Source organism: Janthinobacterium sp. GW823-FHT06H09 (assembly GCF_058794735.1).
Window position 1 is genome coordinate 37,240 of the sequence record NZ_JBXAHC010000004.1, and the last position, 15,723, is coordinate 52,962.

At 63.4% G+C, this 15,723-nt stretch carries 18 protein-coding genes; 5 read left to right on the forward strand and 13 right to left on the reverse strand.

What is annotated here, in order from left to right:
- Positions 1-112 precede the first annotated feature (112 nt).
- From AC1Q6X_RS07225 to AC1Q6X_RS07235, 3 genes are all read left to right on the forward strand, one after another.
- Positions 113-676: a pseudouridine synthase gene (locus AC1Q6X_RS07225; RefSeq protein WP_230504035.1), complete on the forward strand. Its 564-nt coding sequence runs from the start codon at positions 113-115 to the stop codon at positions 674-676.
- Between the two features lie 110 nt (positions 677-786).
- Complete coding sequence (locus AC1Q6X_RS07230; protein WP_070221387.1) at positions 787-1,065, forward strand: hypothetical protein; 279 nt, start codon at positions 787-789, stop codon at positions 1,063-1,065.
- Positions 1,066-1,197: 132 nt separating this feature from the next.
- The gene (locus tag AC1Q6X_RS07235) at positions 1,198-1,641 is read left to right on the forward strand and encodes a DUF192 domain-containing protein (protein WP_492496101.1); all 444 of its coding nucleotides are present in this window, start codon (positions 1,198-1,200) and stop codon (positions 1,639-1,641) included.
- A gap of 175 nt (positions 1,642-1,816) precedes the next feature.
- On the opposite strand, the gene rpsT is transcribed toward AC1Q6X_RS07235, so the two are convergent.
- Positions 1,817-2,083, reverse strand: coding sequence for a 30S ribosomal protein S20 (gene rpsT / locus AC1Q6X_RS07240; protein ID WP_010395935.1), 267 nt, complete (start codon positions 2,081-2,083; stop codon positions 1,817-1,819).
- A 308-nt stretch (positions 2,084-2,391) separates the two neighbouring features.
- Here rpsT and murJ point away from each other — a divergent pair, with 308 nt between their 5' ends.
- Positions 2,392-3,939 carry a murein biosynthesis integral membrane protein MurJ gene (murJ, locus tag AC1Q6X_RS07245; RefSeq protein ID WP_070290513.1) on the forward strand — a complete coding sequence of 516 codons (1,548 nt, stop codon included), beginning with the start codon at positions 2,392-2,394 and terminating at the stop codon, positions 3,937-3,939.
- 350 nt (positions 3,940-4,289) lie between these two features.
- Here murJ and AC1Q6X_RS07250 read toward each other — a convergent pair whose 3' ends face one another.
- The 12 genes from AC1Q6X_RS07250 to gspG all read right to left on the reverse strand — a co-directional run bounded on the left by AC1Q6X_RS07250 (position 4,290) and on the right by gspG (position 14,464).
- The gene (locus AC1Q6X_RS07250; RefSeq protein WP_070221384.1) at positions 4,290-4,787 is read right to left on the reverse strand and encodes an FxDxF family PEP-CTERM protein; all 498 of its coding nucleotides are present in this window, start codon (positions 4,785-4,787) and stop codon (positions 4,290-4,292) included.
- Positions 4,788-5,029: 242 nt separating this feature from the next.
- Positions 5,030-5,680, reverse strand: coding sequence for a type II secretion system protein (locus AC1Q6X_RS07255; protein ID WP_492496104.1), 651 nt, complete (start codon positions 5,678-5,680; stop codon positions 5,030-5,032).
- A 5-nt stretch (positions 5,681-5,685) separates the two neighbouring features.
- Entirely contained in the window at positions 5,686-6,078 is a 393-nt protein-coding gene (locus AC1Q6X_RS07260) for a type II secretion system protein (protein ID WP_492496106.1), read from the reverse strand.
- 3 nt (positions 6,079-6,081) lie between these two features.
- Positions 6,082-6,564 (reverse strand): type II secretion system protein, encoded by a 483-nt coding sequence (locus tag AC1Q6X_RS07265; RefSeq protein ID WP_492496108.1) that lies wholly within the window; start codon positions 6,562-6,564, stop codon positions 6,082-6,084.
- Positions 6,561-8,591: a secretin GspD/PilQ domain-containing protein gene (locus AC1Q6X_RS07270; protein ID WP_492419305.1), complete on the reverse strand. Its 2,031-nt coding sequence runs from the start codon at positions 8,589-8,591 to the stop codon at positions 6,561-6,563. Before AC1Q6X_RS07270 ends, AC1Q6X_RS07265 begins: the two co-directional genes overlap by 4 nt.
- Positions 8,591-9,112, reverse strand: a complete 522-nt coding sequence (locus AC1Q6X_RS07275) for a hypothetical protein (protein WP_492496110.1) — start codon at positions 9,110-9,112, stop codon at positions 8,591-8,593. The genes AC1Q6X_RS07270 and AC1Q6X_RS07275 overlap by 1 nt, the downstream gene beginning before the upstream one ends.
- A complete protein-coding gene (locus AC1Q6X_RS07280; RefSeq protein ID WP_492496112.1) occupies positions 9,109-9,681 on the reverse strand; it encodes a hypothetical protein in 573 nt (190 codons plus the stop codon). Before AC1Q6X_RS07280 ends, AC1Q6X_RS07275 begins: the two co-directional genes overlap by 4 nt.
- The gene (locus AC1Q6X_RS07285) at positions 9,678-10,226 is read right to left on the reverse strand and encodes a ubiquitin family protein (RefSeq protein WP_070289628.1); all 549 of its coding nucleotides are present in this window, start codon (positions 10,224-10,226) and stop codon (positions 9,678-9,680) included. The genes AC1Q6X_RS07280 and AC1Q6X_RS07285 overlap by 4 nt, the downstream gene beginning before the upstream one ends.
- Complete coding sequence (locus AC1Q6X_RS07290) at positions 10,223-11,008, reverse strand: hypothetical protein (protein ID WP_230504022.1); 786 nt, start codon at positions 11,006-11,008, stop codon at positions 10,223-10,225. Before AC1Q6X_RS07290 ends, AC1Q6X_RS07285 begins: the two co-directional genes overlap by 4 nt.
- Positions 11,009-11,075: 67 nt before the next feature.
- Positions 11,076-12,782 (reverse strand): GspE/PulE family protein, encoded by a 1,707-nt coding sequence (locus tag AC1Q6X_RS07295; RefSeq protein ID WP_492496115.1) that lies wholly within the window; start codon positions 12,780-12,782, stop codon positions 11,076-11,078.
- A complete protein-coding gene (locus AC1Q6X_RS07300; RefSeq protein ID WP_492496117.1) occupies positions 12,779-13,984 on the reverse strand; it encodes a type II secretion system F family protein in 1,206 nt (401 codons plus the stop codon). Before AC1Q6X_RS07300 ends, AC1Q6X_RS07295 begins: the two co-directional genes overlap by 4 nt.
- A 36-nt stretch (positions 13,985-14,020) precedes the next feature.
- Positions 14,021-14,464, reverse strand: coding sequence for a type II secretion system major pseudopilin GspG (gene gspG / locus AC1Q6X_RS07305; RefSeq protein WP_034782166.1), 444 nt, complete (start codon positions 14,462-14,464; stop codon positions 14,021-14,023).
- A 487-nt stretch (positions 14,465-14,951) separates the two neighbouring features.
- Between gspG and AC1Q6X_RS07310 the strand changes: the two genes are divergently transcribed.
- Positions 14,952-15,710, forward strand: coding sequence for an NF038120 family PEP-CTERM protein (locus tag AC1Q6X_RS07310; protein WP_492496119.1), 759 nt, complete (start codon positions 14,952-14,954; stop codon positions 15,708-15,710).
- The last annotated feature ends 13 nt before the right edge of the window (positions 15,711-15,723 follow it).

Consider the following 15,723-nt stretch of genomic DNA (forward strand, 5'->3'; position numbering starts at 1 on the left):
CTTCTATAAGACATAAGACTAACGTTTCACATTATGCACCAGTATCTTACAGGGCGCCACGCTTTTGCGGCGCCGACCAGCAGCCACCCTCGTTTGCATCAATTTATCCAGCATGCCACTCATTCTCTTCAATAAACCATTCCAGGTCCTGTGCCAGTTTTCGCCGCAGGAAGGCCGCGCCACCCTGGCCGACCACATCACGATTCCCGGCATCTATCCGGCCGGCCGGCTCGACGCCGACAGCGAAGGCTTGCTGCTGCTGACGGACGACGGCCGCCTGCAGCACGAGATCAGCCACCCGGACCGCAAGGAAGCGAAAACCTATCTGGTGCAGGTCGATGGCGTGCCCGACGCGGCCAGCCTGGCGCGCCTGCAGGCGCCGCTGGACCTGGGCGACTTCATCACCAAGCCGTGCAAGGCCGTGCGCATCGCCGAGCCCGACTGGCTGTGGCCGCGCAACCCGCCGATCCGCGCGCGCGCCGACAAGCCCACCTCCTGGCTGGCGATCACTTTGAAAGAAGGAAAAAACCGGCAAGTGCGGCGCATGACGGCGGCCGTCGGCCTGCCCACCCTGCGCCTGGTGCGCAGCGCCATCGGCCCGTTTTCTCTGGCCAGCCACCCGCTGATGCCCGGCGAATGGTGCGAAGTGCCGGCCGATAACATTGGGAAAACGTGAACGGCACAAGAAAAACGGTTTTCCTTGCTGAAATTTTTCCAATAAGCACTATTTATTTTTAGATAATGCATTAAAATCATCTGACCTTCACATGACGGAAAGGAAAGATGATGACAAAAGTAATATTCACACTGGCCGCCTCCCTGCTTGCCGGCGCCGCACTGGCCCAGTCGGGCGCCCAGGTGCACGCTTCCGCCGCGACCGATGCCGTCAAGCCGCCACCCGCATCGGCAGCCAGCCAGGCTTCGGCCGCCACCGATGCCAGCAAGCCCGTGCCGCCGGCGTCGGCTTCCGTCAACGCGTCCGCCGCGACGGACGCGTCGCGCCTGATTCCCCAGGCGCGCAAGACGAAGCAGCCGGCCGCTGAAACAGGCAAGCCGGTGAAATAAACGTCATTCCCGGGGTGACGGCAGCGACTATGTTGTTGTCACCCCACGCTTTTGACGCGGCCAGGCCGCATGCTTGACCAGGCGGCCGCCAGCATGGCTTAATCGCCGCTTCGCAGCCACCCATCCCGTCCCATGAAAAATCCCCTTCGCCGTCTCTGCCTGTCCATCGCCCTGTTGTCTTGCGCCAGCATGGTCCAGGCGCAAACAAAAAGCGTGCAGCTGTCGGCCGGCATGCATTTGATCCAGGCGGAAGTGGCGGCGACAGAAGAGCAACGCGAACAGGGCTTGATGTACCGTGAAAAAATGCCGGCGAATGCGGGCATGCTGTTTGTCTTTGGCAATCCCTCGACGCAATGCATGTGGATGAAAAACACGCCGCTGCCCCTGTCGGTGGCCTTTATCGATGCCAGCGGCAAGATCGTCAACATCGAAGACATGCAGCCGCATACGCTCGACAGCCATTGCTCCACGAAGACCGTGCCCGTGCGCTATGCGCTGGAAATGCACCTGGGCTGGTTCAAGCAAAAGAACATCAAGCCGGGCATGAGCATCGGCAACTTGCCGGCGCTGCGCTAGACAGTGGCGGCCGGCAGCAAGGCGCTGCCGGAAAACGACTGCCGCGGATAGCCGAAAAAGCATGTGCGCACGCGAAAAAACCCGCCAGAATGAATCTGCGGGTTTTTGCTTTTCAACCAGTGCCAGCGTACCGGCACAGGCAAGGCCACCGTGGTGGCTTGCCTGCTGGCGAATATTAAGCGGACAGTGCTTTCAAAGCAGCTGCCAGACGGCTCTTATGGCGAGCTGCCTTGTTTTTGTGGATGATCTTCTTGTCAGCGATACGGTCGATGGTCGACACGGATGCCTGGAAGATTGCAGCAGCAGCTGCCTTGTCGCCGCCCTGGATCGCTTTGCGAGCAGCTTTGATAGCCGTGCGCAAGGTCGAACGTTGGGACGAATTGTGTGCGTTTTGCTTAACTGCTTGACGAGCGCGTTTGCGCGCTTGTGCGGTATTTGCCATGGAATTTCCTAAAACAGGGTCAAAGTGCGTTTGCAAACATTAGTGTTTGCCAACCGGTGCGTTCTGTGCGTCTGCCGAACCATGTGTGCCAAACCAGTGCCTGTCAAACATTAGTGTCTGCGTAACAGAATTCTGTACAGCCTTCGATTATAGCGATATTTTCAAGCGGGGGCAAATCAAAAAACCGTGTATCACGCCAAAAACACCTGAAAATGGGGCTGGCAAGGGCGAATGCGCAGCTAATCGGCAGCGTTTGTTACCATATTTTAAGCGTTTAACGGTACCGCGCCCGGCTATAATCTGCCCCCATGAACTTGCTTAAAACCCTCGCCGCCATTTCCAGCATGACCATGCTGTCCCGTGTAACCGGATTATTGCGCGAAAGCCTGTTCGCGCGCGCCTTTGGCGCCGGCGCCTACACGGACGCTTTCATTGTTGCCTTCCGCATCCCCAACCTGTTGCGCCGATTGTTTGCCGAGGGGGCGTTCTCGCAAGCGTTCGTGCCGATCTTGTCTGAATACAAGAACCAGCACGGCCAGGAAGCGAGCAAGCAATTGGCCGACCATGTGGCCACGACCCTCGTCTGGGCCACCCTGCTCGTGTCCGCCATCGGCATCGTCGGCGCCCCGTGGTTCGTCTACGTGATCGCCACGGGCCTGTCCAAGGACCCGGGCGCTTTTGACGCGGCCGTGTGGATGACGCGGCTGATGTTCCCTTATATTACCTGCATGTCGTTCGTGGCCCTGGCCGGCGGCATCTTGAATACCTGGCGCGAATTCAAGATTCCCGCGTTCACGCCGGTGCTGCTGAACCTGTCCTTCATCGCCGCCTCGCTGTTCCTCGCGCCATACTTGAAACAGCCGATCTACGCCATGGCCATCGCCGTGTTCGCCGGCGGCCTGCTGCAGGTGGCCATCCAGATTCCCGCGCTGATCAAGATCGGCATGCTGCCGCGGCTGTCGATCAATCCCGCCATCGGCCTGTCCGACGGCGGCGTGCGCCGCGTGCTGAAAAAGATGGGCCCGGCCGTGTTCGCCGTGTCTGCGGCGCAGATCAGCCTGATGATCAACACGAGCATCGCCTCGCGCCTGGCCGAAGGCAGTATTTCCTGGCTGTCGTATGCGGACCGCCTGATGGAGTTCCCGACCGCCATGCTGGGCGTGGCCCTGGGCACCATCTTGCTGCCCAGCCTGTCGAAAGCGAACGTGGACGGCGACAAGACGGAATACTCGGCCTTGCTGGACTGGGGCTTGCGTTTGACTTTCCTGCTGGCCCTGCCCGCCGCCGTCGGCATGGCGACCCTGGCCACGCCGCTGATCGCCACCCTCTTCCACTACGGCAAGTTCACGGCCGAATCCGTCACCATGTCGACGCAGCCGCTGGTGGCCTACAGCCTGGGCCTGATCGGCATCATCCTCGTCAAAACCCTGGCGCCCGCCTTCTATGCGCGCCAGGACATCCGCACGCCCGTGAAAATCGCCATCGGCGTGCTGATCGCCACGCAGCTGATGAATCTGCTGTTCGTGCCCTACATCGCCGTGGCCGGCCTGGCCCTGTCGATCGGCCTGGGCGCCTGCCTGAATGCCAGTTTCCTGTACTGGGGCTTGCGCAAGCGCGGCATCTACCAGCCGAAACCGGGCTGGGCCAAATTCTTCGCGCGCCTGCTGCCGGCACTCATCGTGATGGGCGGCGTGGCGTATGCTGGCGCCATGCGCATCGACTGGATCGCCATGCAAGCCCATCCGCTGCTGCGGGCCGGTGCGCTGGCCCTGGTGGTGGCCCTGTGCGGCGTGGCGTACTTTGCCACCTTGTTCCTCGTTGGCTTCCGCTTCCGCGACTTCAAGCGCCACGCGTGACAAGCTGCGCAGGACGTTGTTGCCGGCGTCTCGCCGTACTGGCGTACTGTCTTCGACTTGGCGCCTAGTCCTGCGCAGCTTGTCCAGATTGCGCAGGACGTTGATGCCGGCGTCTCGCGTACTCGCGTACTGTCTTCGACTTGGCGCCTGGGCCTGCGCAGCTTTTCCCGATTGCGCAGGACGTTGATGCCGGCGTCTCGCCGTACTGGCGTACTGTCTTCGACTTGGCACCTGGTCCTGCGCAGATTGCTCATATTGCGCAGGATGTTGTTGCCGGCGTAATGCCTTGCACAAATGATCCAGACGAAAAAAAACCCGCCGGAGCGGGTTTTTTTCATTGCAGCGTAAGCTTAAGCAGCTTTCTTGGCGCGGCGACGTGCCACGGCGCCAACCAATGCCAGGCCGCCCAGCAGCATGCCATAGGTTTCTGGTTCTGGTACTGGCAGGGCGGACACCGTGCCTACGTACTGAACATTTTTCACCAGGGTCAGACCCGTGACTTGCACCGTGTAGGTGCCAGCGGCCAATTCGCCTGCCCAGCTCAGATTCTGGATACCGCTAGCCGTGCTCTTGGCCAGGTCGCCATAGCCGACCAGGGTAGCGGCGAAATCCTTGATCGCGCCGTTAGCAACGGAGAACGTTTGCAGTGCACCGAACGAAGTCGACGATGGAGCCAGCAACTGGAAGGTCCACGAATCATTGATCTGCGAATTGATCGCGAACTTGGTCGTGAAAGCCGACAGGGTATCGGAACCGGCTGGGTCCAGAATGCCCAGGTCGTAGGTTGCTGCCGACGCGCTGAACGATGCTGCTGCCATGATGCCTGCAGCGATAAATTTCAATTTCATAGCTTATCCCTTAAAAAGTAATTTATGGCTGCAATGCGCAGGCCACCAATAGTTTATTAGTACCGGAAGTACTGAACAGAATGGTAACATAATTGCATTGAATTACTTATAAATTTTTTATCTAAGTTTCACCAAGGATAACTATTTTCAAAATGAACTATTTGCCGGCATCTATGAATTTCCAGGGAAAAATAGTTACCGAGGCATACATTTATTTTTTCCATGTTTTAAGGTAAAACCGTCTATTCGGCAGTGTTTTCGGCGGAATTTTGCGGTTCAAGCTGTTCATTTGGCTCTGGTGGCGTTTGTTCTTGCGGTGGGGTAACAGGGCGAAAAAACAACGGTGACGCGGGCAAGGCGGGCGCGATGCCGTCCTCATCACTCGCTGGCACAGCTGCCGGTCCCGCAGACGGCACGGATGACACCCGTGCATCGACCATGAAGCGCCATTCCGAGAAATGCGCCTTGCCTTCGAAGCCGGCAAACCGGGCCTCGAAGTTGCCAACCTTTAATGGCGCAGCCTGGGACAGGCTGTACACGCCGATGATGCCGTTGCTGCCCGGCTGATACAGCAAGCCCCACTCGGCGCGGCCCGTGATGGGATCGACAAACAACTTGCGCAGGTGCCGGCGCAGCTGGGGCGTACGGGGATCGCGCAGCAAGGCGGCCAGGGTCGGCGGCTGTTGCGGCTGGCCCGGCGGCGTGGCCGCCGCATAACTGTACAGGGCGTCTGAAAACTGCGCGCCGATATCGAGCAATTCCTGCTCGGCCGCCTGGCGCTGCAGCAAGGAGCCCATCTTCAGCCCGGCCGCCCCTACCAGGCCCAGAATAGCCACCAGAATGATCAGGCCCAGGTAAGTAAAACCGCGCTGGCGGCGCGCAGAACGGTACATGGCCGCTACCAGTCGGCGAACGGCGTGCCGCTGCGGTCCTTGCCGGGCGCGCCGCTTTTCACGTCATACACCTGGCCCGGCGTGTCGTCCGGTGGCGGCACGATCAGCCAGCTGCTGTCGCTCTCCGTGATGGGATCGATGGGCATGGCGCGCAGGTATTTCTTGTCCACCAGTTGCTCCAGCGAATCGGGGTAGCGCCCCGTATCGCCGTGGAACTGGTCGATGGTGGTGCGCAGGTTGCGCAAGTTATCCGCCAGCACGGTTTCCTTCGCCTTGTCGAGACTGGGAAAGTAGCGCGGCACGGCCAGGGTCAGCAGCAGCGCCACGATGCCGAGCACCACCAGCAATTCGATCAGGGTAAAGCCGCGCCTGCGGCGTGGGGCGTTTTCAGCGGGCATGGTTCACCATAGACGGTAAGGCACGTTGTTCAAGCCCGTCTTGCCGGACGTGCAATACACATCGTAGACATCGTCGCCCTCGCGCGGCTCGGCCGCTTCGCTGGCGTAGCTGCGCTTGCCCCACGTTTGCGCGTCGCTCAGACCAGCGTCGCCGTTGAACGGGTCGCGCGGCACGCGGCGCAGGAAAAACAGTTTGCTGTGCTTCGGGTTGCGCTGGTCCGGCACGCCCTCGACCAGCAGTTCCAGGCTTTTCGGATAACCGCTGGCGTCGGGCGCGCGCAGGATGCGGCCCTCGTCGCCAGCCCGTTTATAGGCGTCGAGCCCCTGGCGGATGTCGCGCAGCGCGCGCCGCAATTCCTGCTCCTGGCGCCGCTGCATCGTCACCTGCGTGACCGGGATCACCAGGGTGGCCAGCACGCCCAGGATGGCCAGGGTCACCAGCAGTTCGATCAGGGTGAATCCGCCCTGCGCGCGCGTCACGCTCATTTGGCGGGCGGCGGCACCACCGGCACCGGCTGGCTCGACGACAGCGGCAAGGGTGCCGCCTGCAGCGGTACGGGCTGGCCCGACGATATCGGCAAAGGCGACGCGGCCGGCTCGGGCGACGGCGCCACTTCCGGCGCCGCCACGCTCTGCGGCAAGGTCGATGGCACCTGGCCCGGCGTCATCATCGGCTGCGCCGGCGCCGGCTGCATGCCGACGGCCGACGGGCCGGAACGCACGATGACCGTGCCCGGCATCTGCGTGGGCGCCTTGGCCGCCATGTCGGGACGGCGGCGGAAGCTGCCTTCCGTGCCGGCCGAGAATTCCGATTCCTTCGCTTCCGGACGCTGCACGGTGCGCACCAGGTGCGGCGTGATCGACAGCACGATTTCCGTCTTCTGGCTGTCGTCCTTGCTGCTGCCGAACAGCCGTCCCAGCACGGGGATGTCGCCCAGGCCCGGCACCTTGTTGCCCGAGCTGCGCTCCTCATTGTTGATCAGGCCAGCCAGCACCTGGTTTTCGCCATCCTTCAGTTGCAGCATGGTCGAGGCCTGGCGCGTGCCGATCTGATACAGGGTCGAGCCGCTGCGGGTGGTGGTGGCCGCCCCCAGGTTGCTCACTTCGAGCGAAATGCGGATGCCCACTTCATTATTCAAATAGATGGTCGGCTCGGCGTTCACCGTCAGGCCCACGTCCAGGTAGCTGATCGACTCGGAAGCGAAGCCGCCCGTGCCCGGCGAAATCGTGGTGGTTACCACGGGCACCCTGTCGCCGATGACGAACTTCGCCTTTTCCCGGTTGCGCACGCGGATGCGCGGATTGGCCAGGATATTCGCGTCGCCATCCGTCTTCTTGGCATTCGCCGTCACGGACAGGTCGCTCACGCCGATGGTGCGCTGGTTCAGGTTATTCAGGTCGTTGATGGTCAGCCCCACGCCGCCCGAGGTGGAAAGTGGCGTCAGGGTCAGGCTCGATGGCCAGGCCACGCCCAGTTCCATCAGGCGGCTGCGCTTGACTTCGAGGATTTCCAGTTCCAGCACCACTTCCGCTTCGGGCACGTCCTGCAGCGCGATCAGGCGCTCGGCCAGGCGGATCGCCTCGGGCGTGTCGCGCACGATGACGAGGTTGAGCTTTTCATCGGCCACCACGTCGCGCGTCTTCAAAATGGTCTTGAGCGTGTTGGCCACCTGCTTGGCATCCGCGTTCGCCAGGAAGAAGGTCTTTACCAGCACTTCCTGGTACTCCTTCAATTTTGCCGCCACGTTCGGGTAGATCAAAATCGTGTTCGCATCCATCACCTGCTGCTCCAGCTGGTTCGTCACCAGCAGGAAGTAGACGGCCGATTCCACCGTGCTGTTTTTCAGGAAGATCGAGGTTTTCGCGTCCGCCTTGACGTCCTTGTCGAAGACGAAATTGAGTCCCGAGCGGCGCGCGATCAGCTCGAACACCTGTTTTAACGGCGCGTCGCGGAACTCGATCGTGATCGGCTGCTTGTACGATTTGGCCAGGCCCGATTCGACCACGGGCGGCGCCGTTTTTTCATCGACCTCGCGCAGCAGCGCGCGCGCGCCGGCGTGATTCGGCTGCTCCGTGAGGATGGCGTTCAGGCGCTGGCGCGCGGGGTCGTAGCGCTTGGCGTCAAGATCCTTCTGCGCTTCGGCCAGCAGCTTGCCCTGGCGCTGCTCGCGTTCGAGCGCGCGCAAGCCGCTGCTGGCGCGTTCGTTCTGCGCATCGATTTCCAGCACGCTCATGAAGGAGGTGCGCGCCAGGTCGCCCTGTCCCGCCTGCGCCTGGCGCTCGGCCTGCTGCAAGCGGCTGCTGGTGGCCCGTTCGCGCGCCTGCAGATACGCGCTGCGGTATTGCGCGTTGCCGGGGTCCTGCTGCAGCGCCTCCTGCAGTTTTTGCAGGCCGGCCGGGATCTGATCTTGCGCAATCAGCTCGCGCCCGTCGCGGTAAGCTTGCTGCCCCGCGCAGCCGGACAGCAGCACCAGCAACGCCAGCAAAGGCGCCGGTGAAAAGGAACGAGACATCACTCGAGTACTCCAATGTTGAGCTGCTGAACCTGGTTCAACGGCAGATAGGTGAGCGTCATGACGGGTGGCGCGATCGTCACGACCTTGTAGGCGCCATCGATGACGGTATTGGCGCGCACGATATACGTCTTGTCGGCGCGCGACAAAAACACTTCCCAGGCACCGTCGGCGGCCGCCTTGCCCAGGTAGACGAAGGGCAGCGGCGGCGCCGTCGGCGGCGGTGGCGGCGGCGCAGCCGTCACCGCCGTTTTCGGCGGCGGCGGATTCCAGTTCTGGCTCTGGAAGACAGCGCCGGCGCCGCCAAAGGTGTCGCCATCCTCGCCCGCCACTTCGCTGCGCGGCAGCAGGGCCAGGATGGCCGGCTGCGCTGCCTCCGCTTTGCCGGCCGGCTTACGCGCGGGCGCGACGGCCCGCTCCACCGCCTCGGCCACGTCGGCCACGGGCTGGCGCTCGCCGAACAGCAGCAAGGCGCCCGCGCCCAGCACGCCGGCCAGCATGAGCCAATGGCGTGGGGTCATGGTGTTTCTCCCGCAACGCCAGGCGTATCGGTCAGATAAAAGGTCAGGCGCAGGCGCGCCTCGAGTTGCGTATCGGCGATCTGCTCGCGGCGAAAACTCAGTTCGTCGAGCGAGGCAAAGGGGACGGCGCGCAGCGCTTGCAGCGCGAACTGCCATACGGCCGCATAACTGCCCTTCAGCGGCAAGGTCACCTGCCAGGTGGCGACACGGCTGGCCTTGTCGTAGCCGCTCTTGTATTCGCCCTGCGTCAGCAGCAAGCCGTTTTTCGCGGCCAGGTCGAACAGCTGCTTGACCTGCTGCTCCGCATGGCGCTGCGGCCCCAGCGCGGCATAAAAACGGGCCAGGTTCTCGCTGGCCGTCGCCGGCGGCGCCAGAGCAGCCACGGCCAGCGCCGGCTGCGGCAAGGGCCGCGCTTCCAGCAGCGCCGCCACGGCGCGCTGCTGCCAGGCCCACGCCCAGGCGGCGATCCCCAGTGCGAGCAAAAGCACGGCCAGGCAGGCGGGCACGCCCAGGCGACGCAGCAGCAATTGCGCGCGCAGGCGCAAGATATTGATATCGATGGCCGTCATGGCGTGCCCCACTGCGCTTGAAGCTGGAAGCGCAAAGGTTTGTTTGGATCGAGCGCGTTGATTTCATGGCGCAGCAGCTGCACGCGGGAGCCGAACAGCTCCTGCTGCTTCAATTGCGCGATATAGGCCACCATGGCGTCGCTGCCGGTCGTTTCGGCCGTGATCTTCAGCACGCGCTTGCGCGCGTCCGGCTCCAGCGCCAGCAGCGCGATGGCGGGCGGCGTGGCGCTGGCCAGCGCATCCTGCAGGTCGCGCCACGGCAGGTTCAATTGCAGGATGGCCGCATTCACGGCCGCCGCCTGTGCCGGTGCGATGGCCATTTGCGGCGCAGGCGCCGGGCCCAGCGTGGCGGCCAGCACGCGTTGCTGCGCGCGCTGCAACTGCCCCTCGCGCAGCTGCTGGCGCTGCAGCGCAGCGCTGCCGCTGTACGCCGCCGTGACGACCAGCACCATGCCCAGCGCCCCCGTGCCCCATGCCCAGGCGGGCACGCGGTGCAGGCTGCGGCGCCAGCCAGGCGGCGCGAAATCGATATCGAGGCGCGTCATGCCACGCCTCCGCTGTGGGCCAGCCGGGCGGCCGGCGACAAAGCGCCTTCCCCGTCCGGCGTGGAAAAAACCTGGCAGTGGAACTCTTGTGTCGGCGTCAGCCATGCGGGCGGCGGCGTGCCGCACAGCTGCAGCAGCGCCGGTGCGGTCACGCCTTGCAGCAGCGCCTCGCGCGCCAGCGTCTGCACCAGCCAGTCCCTGCCGGCACCAGCCGGCACGGGCAGCGCGCGCACGGCGCACAGGCGGCCATCGTGCCGCACGCCCAGGGTCAAGGCGTTCTCCTGCAACTGGCCGAACCAGGCGCCCGGTTTCAATGCGCCGTGCCAGCGGTTCCAGTGGCGCGCGAATTGCGGCGTAATAAAAATCAGAGCCAGCTTGCGGTCGGCCGCCACGCGCGTCAGCTGCGCCAGCAGCGCACGGGGCACGGCGCAGAAAAACGGCACGCGCGCATCCCAGGCACTGCTGCTGTGCCACAGGCCGGGCGCATCGCCATACAGCGACTGGAAGCGCAGCGCGGCGGCCGCCTCGATGTCGGCCAGACGCGCGGCGCCCTGCGGCAAGTCCACCTGCCACAGGCGCGCCAAAGCGTCGTCGAGCACCACGGACAAGGGCCAGCCCGCGTATTGGTCCGTCGGCAGCAGCCGCTCCAGCAACTGCGCCAGCGCCTGGCCCAGGGCGGAAAAATCGCCATGCAGGCCTTGACCGGCGTCCGGCACATACGCGGCTTCGCCCAACGGCGTCCAGGCGGGCGCGCGCCAGCGGCTGCCGCGCCACAAGCTCAAGCCATCCGCCGCCACGCCCAGGCGCAATGCCTGTCCAAATCTCTCAAATCTCAACTTCGCAAAACCGCTACGCATGCAGGGTGACCCTCTTGATTTCCGTGATGGTGGTGGCGCCCCGCTTGACCAGTTCCAGCGCCGCCAGGCGCAGGCTGCGCGTGCCGTTCGCATACGCGGCCGCCTTGATCTGGCGGATCGGTTTTTTATCGACGATCAGTTCGCGGATTTCATCGGTCAGCACGAGAATCTCGGCGATCGAGCGGCGTCCCTTGTAGCCCGTTCCGCGGCAGTCGCCGCAGCCCTTGCCCTGCTTGAATTCATAGCCTGCCACGTCGGCGCGCGCCAGGCCCACGCTGGCCAGTTCTCCATCGTCGGGCGTGTAGTCGGTGGCGCAATGGGGGCAGTTGGTGCGGATCAGGCGCTGTGCCCAGATGCCGTTCAGGGCCGAGACGAAAGCATACGGATCGATGCCCATGTGCGTAAAGCGGCCAAAAACGTCGAACACATTATTCGCATGCACGGTGGTGAGCACCAGATGGCCCGTGAGGGCCGATTGCACGGCGATTTCCGCCGTCTCGCGGTCGCGGATCTCGCCCACCATGATTTTATCGGGGTCGTGGCGCAGGATCGAGCGCAATCCCTTGGCGAAGGTCAGCCCCTTCTTTTCATTCACGGGGATTTGCAGGATGCCGGGCAGCTGGTATTCGACGGGGTCTTCGATGGTGATGATCTTTTCGCGCCCGTTATGGATTTCCGTCAGCGCCGCGTACAGGGTCGTCGTCTTGCCCGAGCCCGTGGGACCGGTCACGAGCAGCATGCCGTAGGCTTCCTGGGCCAGCGCGCGCAGGGCTTCGAGCGAGGGCGCGTCAAAGCCCAGCGCTTCCAGGGTCAGCGCGCCGTAGGCCTCGATCATGGCGCGCTTGTCGAGGATGCGGATGACGGCGTCCTCGCCATGGATGCTGGGCATGATGGAGACGCGCAAATCGATTTCGCGCCCGCCCGCCTCGACGCGGAAGCTGCCGTCCTGCGGCACGCGGCGCTCGGCGATATCGAGTTCGGCCAGCACTTTCAGGCGCGAGATGATGTGCTCGGCCACTTCGATGCCGTTGACGGACGTGGCGTGATCGAGCACGCCGTCGACGCGGTATTTGACGGCCAGGCCGCCGGCCGTGCTTTCCAGGTGGATGTCCGAGGCGCCCGCCTTCAGGGCGTCATACAGGGTCGAGTTGACCAGCTTGACGGCGGGGCTGGCCGCTTCCGACACGCTGGCGAACGACAGCACGGCGGCCGTCTTGCCGTCACGCCGCGCATCGTTCGCCGCGCCGGGCAGCAGGCTGTCGACGGCGCGCGCCGATTCTTCCTGCTTCGACAGGTAGGCGCCGATGTCGGCCTGCAGCGCCAGGCGCACGTCCAACACGCCCTGCCCCGCGCGCGCGCCGAGCCAGGTTTGCAGGTCGAGGTCGAAGGGGTCGGCGATCACGCCCAGCAGCTGCCCGTCGGCGGCGCGCAGCAGCACGCTGTGGCGCGCCAGTGCCTGCGACAGGGGCAGCACATCGAAGGCGGGAGACAAGGCCAGCATGTCGGCCGTTTCCAGCACGTCCAGGCCGAACGGGCGCGCCAGTGCGCGCACCACGGCGCGCGCCTCGATGCCGCTCAGCTCCTGCAATTCCTCGACCAGGCTGCGCTTCGATTGCCGGCTCAGGATGCGCGCGCGCTGCAGCAGCGCGGGGTCGATGGCCGCGATGGCCGCGGTGGATTCGGCTGCGCTCTGCATCATGAAATATCGCCGGCAAGGTCAAAGATGGGCATGTACAGCAGGATCACGATGGCGCCCACGACCAGGCCGATGGCGGCCATCAGCAAGGGTTCGAAGGTGCGCGTAAACCGGTCGATCCAGCGGCTGATTTCGCCGTCATAAAAGGCGGCCGACTGCGTCAGCATGGGGCCCATGTCGCCCGTGCGCTCGCCCACGCGCAGCATGCGCAGGGAAATCGGCGTCGTCAATTGATGTTGCTCAAACGCGGACGACAGCGACTGGCCCGCCTCGATGGCGCCGCGCGCGCCTTGCAAGGAGGCCTGCATGCCCGGCGAGACCATCGCTTGCACGGTGGCAATCGCCTGCACGATGGTAATGCCCCCTTCGGCCAGCATGCCCAGGGTCAGGTACAGACGCGACAGTTCATAGATGCGCACGCGCTCGCCGATGCCGGGCAGTTTCGCCAGCAGGCGCGCCACGCCGCCATGGCGCAGCGCGCGCCGCACGGCAGTGAACACGCCGCTGCCGGTGATCAGCAGCCCGAGCAACAGCAGCACGCCATGCTGCGTGACGAATTGCCCCCAGCTGAGCATCACTTGCGACATCCACGGCAGATTGCGCCCGGCGCCCTGGTAGACCTCGGCGAAACGGGGCACCACATAGCTGATCAGAAAGGCGCTGACGCCGCCGCCCACGGCCAGCAAAATAGTCGGATAGATGGCGGCGCTGACGATTTTACTGCGCACCGTATCGATGCGCTGCTGGTAGTCGATGTAGCGCGACAGCGCGCGCGGCAAGTCGCTCGTGCCCTCGGCCGCCTTGACGATGCCGATATACAAGGGGGGAAACAGTTCGGCCTGCTCTGCCAGCACGGCGGAAAAGCGTTTGCCTTCGCGCAAGCCTTCCAGCAGACGCGTGAGCACGCTGCGCGTGGCCGGCGACGCTTCCTTTTCCAGCAAGGCTTCCAGCGCTTCGACGATGCCCAGGCCCGCTTGCAGCAGCGCCAGCAATTCCTGGCTGAACAGCAGCAGGGGCAAGGCCCGCGCGCGCTGGCGCCCGGCCGCGCTGAACGGCGTGGCGCGCACGGGGCGGATGGCGCTGACGAACAGGCCGCGCGCCTCGGCCTGGCGGCGCGCGTCCGCCTCGTCGCGGCCGTCGATCACGCACGTATGCAAGGTAGCTACGGCCTGGTCCGTGGAAAGCGCGCGTACTTCAAACTGCATGATGGCTTGTCCGTAGGAAAAAGAATGGCGCTGGCGTTATTGCGAGCTGATGTCGGCGTTTTCGCCGCTGCCGCCGGGCTGGCCATCCTTGCCCATCGAGACGATGTCGTACTCGCCCTTGCTGCCGGGCGCGCGGTATTGATACGCATGGCCCCAGGGGTCGAGCGGCACGGCTTTTTTCAGGTAAGGGCCATTCCAGCGCGTGCCGGCGGCGGGCGGCGCGGCCAGCAGCGCGGCCAGGCCTTCTTCCGTGGTCGGATAGCGGCCCACGTCGAGGCGGTAGGTGTCGAGCGATTTTTCAAACGCCTCGATCTGCGCCTTGGCCACCGTCACTTCGGATTTGCCCAGCTGGGCGAAATACTTGGGGCCGACATACGCGGCCAGCAAGCCGATGATCACGATGACCACCAGCAGTTCGAGCAAGGTAAAGCCGCGCGCATGGCGCGTTGCCGCAAGGTTCTGCCTGTGTGCTGCATGCATCCGGTAACTCCTTATTGCCTACCTTCAATACATTGCGTCGCTGTGCGCGGCGGATGACCACGCACGGGCGACACGCGCTTGCCTGATGCTTATCAGCCTACCATGCCGGTTATGGTTAATACAATCTTTTCTTTGCTCTGTGAACAACAAATTCCTGCGGAAACCATCCAGTGTGTACGAAAGGGCCACGGCGCCGCGCGCGCCTGACTGGCTAGTCAATTATTCAACTATTTTCAATGCGGAAACTATCTACTTTTGGTTGTCAAACCATAGTAAATGATGAATTTTATTCATTCATTATTTGTAACTTTCAAATTAAATTTGAAAGAATATCAAACAATGTAATTGCCTCTTTTGCTATAGTAAAAATCAATTTTCTACGCATGGGTCCGCGTTGATCCTATCCGGCCGCGCAGGAGAGAGCATCCAAGACAGCATCCAAGACGCAAAACATATTGCATCCGACATAATCACCAAGGGAAAATTCATGACTCGTATTGTGCATCCGAAGGCAACTGCCGCAGCAAGTCCTTTCTCGGCCAAGCAGTGGACCGGCGCCGCCATCCTGGCCCTGTCCGCCGCCTGGGCTCCCGCCGCCGTCGCGGACGTGATCAACTTCGATAATCTCGACAGCCAGTTCGTCGGCCACGGCGACTCGCTGGAATTCAAAAATTTCCTGCTGACGGGCCTCTCAAATGCCGACGGCGCCAGTAATGGCGACCTGGTCGGCGCAGTCTTCGACGGCACGGACCCGGCCGCCTGCGGCATGGCGTGCCCGACCAACAATACGAGCAATTACTATGCGGCCCTCAACGACGGCATCGTCTACCTGGACCCGCTGAAGACGGGCGGCAGCGTCAGCCTGCAAGGTTTCGATGCCAGCTTCATCGGCTATGCCCAGGGCGTCACCTATCCGGCCGTGGCCGGCCTGCTGCGCGTGCAAGGCTTCTATGCGGACGGCTCTTACATGTATGAAACGTACCAGCTGGGCGGCCCGCTCGGCGGCAACTTCCAGTTCCAGCGCTACAACACCAGCGCCAACTTCGGCAGCCAGCAGTTCGCGTCGCTGGCCTTCTTCGGTTTCACTTGCAACACAGCCGGCAGTTGCAACGCCTTCAACAGCAACAAGGGCCAGTTTGCGCTCGACAATATCGTCGCCTCGGTACCGGAGCCATCGACCTACGCGATGATGCTGCTGGGCCTGGCAGGCATCGGTTTCGCGGCGCGCCGCCGCCAGCAAGCCTGATTTATCCCTTTCG

Bases quoted from the DNA above. Each gene is read 5' to 3' on its own strand.
- AC1Q6X_RS07225 (WP_230504035.1), top strand. From the start codon at position 113: ATGCCACTCATTCTCTTCAATAAACCATTCCAGGTCCTGTGCCAGTTT.
- AC1Q6X_RS07230 (WP_070221387.1), top strand. From the start codon at position 787: ATGACAAAAGTAATATTCACACTGGCCGCCTCCCTGCTTGCCGGCGCC.
- AC1Q6X_RS07235 (WP_492496101.1), top strand. From the start codon at position 1,198: ATGAAAAATCCCCTTCGCCGTCTCTGCCTGTCCATCGCCCTGTTGTCT.
- rpsT (WP_010395935.1), bottom strand. From the start codon at position 2,083: ATGGCAAATACCGCACAAGCGCGCAAACGCGCTCGTCAAGCAGTTAAG.
- murJ (WP_070290513.1), top strand. From the start codon at position 2,392: ATGAACTTGCTTAAAACCCTCGCCGCCATTTCCAGCATGACCATGCTG.
- AC1Q6X_RS07250 (WP_070221384.1), bottom strand. From the start codon at position 4,787: ATGAAATTGAAATTTATCGCTGCAGGCATCATGGCAGCAGCATCGTTC.
- AC1Q6X_RS07255 (WP_492496104.1), bottom strand. From the start codon at position 5,680: ATGTACCGTTCTGCGCGCCGCCAGCGCGGTTTTACTTACCTGGGCCTG.
- AC1Q6X_RS07260 (WP_492496106.1), bottom strand. From the start codon at position 6,078: ATGCCCGCTGAAAACGCCCCACGCCGCAGGCGCGGCTTTACCCTGATC.
- AC1Q6X_RS07265 (WP_492496108.1), bottom strand. From the start codon at position 6,564: ATGAGCGTGACGCGCGCGCAGGGCGGATTCACCCTGATCGAACTGCTG.
- AC1Q6X_RS07270 (WP_492419305.1), bottom strand. From the start codon at position 8,591: ATGTCTCGTTCCTTTTCACCGGCGCCTTTGCTGGCGTTGCTGGTGCTG.
- AC1Q6X_RS07275 (WP_492496110.1), bottom strand. From the start codon at position 9,112: ATGACCCCACGCCATTGGCTCATGCTGGCCGGCGTGCTGGGCGCGGGC.
- AC1Q6X_RS07280 (WP_492496112.1), bottom strand. From the start codon at position 9,681: ATGACGGCCATCGATATCAATATCTTGCGCCTGCGCGCGCAATTGCTG.
- AC1Q6X_RS07285 (WP_070289628.1), bottom strand. From the start codon at position 10,226: ATGACGCGCCTCGATATCGATTTCGCGCCGCCTGGCTGGCGCCGCAGC.
- AC1Q6X_RS07295 (WP_492496115.1), bottom strand. From the start codon at position 12,782: ATGATGCAGAGCGCAGCCGAATCCACCGCGGCCATCGCGGCCATCGAC.
- AC1Q6X_RS07300 (WP_492496117.1), bottom strand. From the start codon at position 13,984: ATGCAGTTTGAAGTACGCGCGCTTTCCACGGACCAGGCCGTAGCTACC.
- gspG (WP_034782166.1), bottom strand. From the start codon at position 14,464: ATGCATGCAGCACACAGGCAGAACCTTGCGGCAACGCGCCATGCGCGC.
- AC1Q6X_RS07310 (WP_492496119.1), top strand. From the start codon at position 14,952: ATGACTCGTATTGTGCATCCGAAGGCAACTGCCGCAGCAAGTCCTTTC.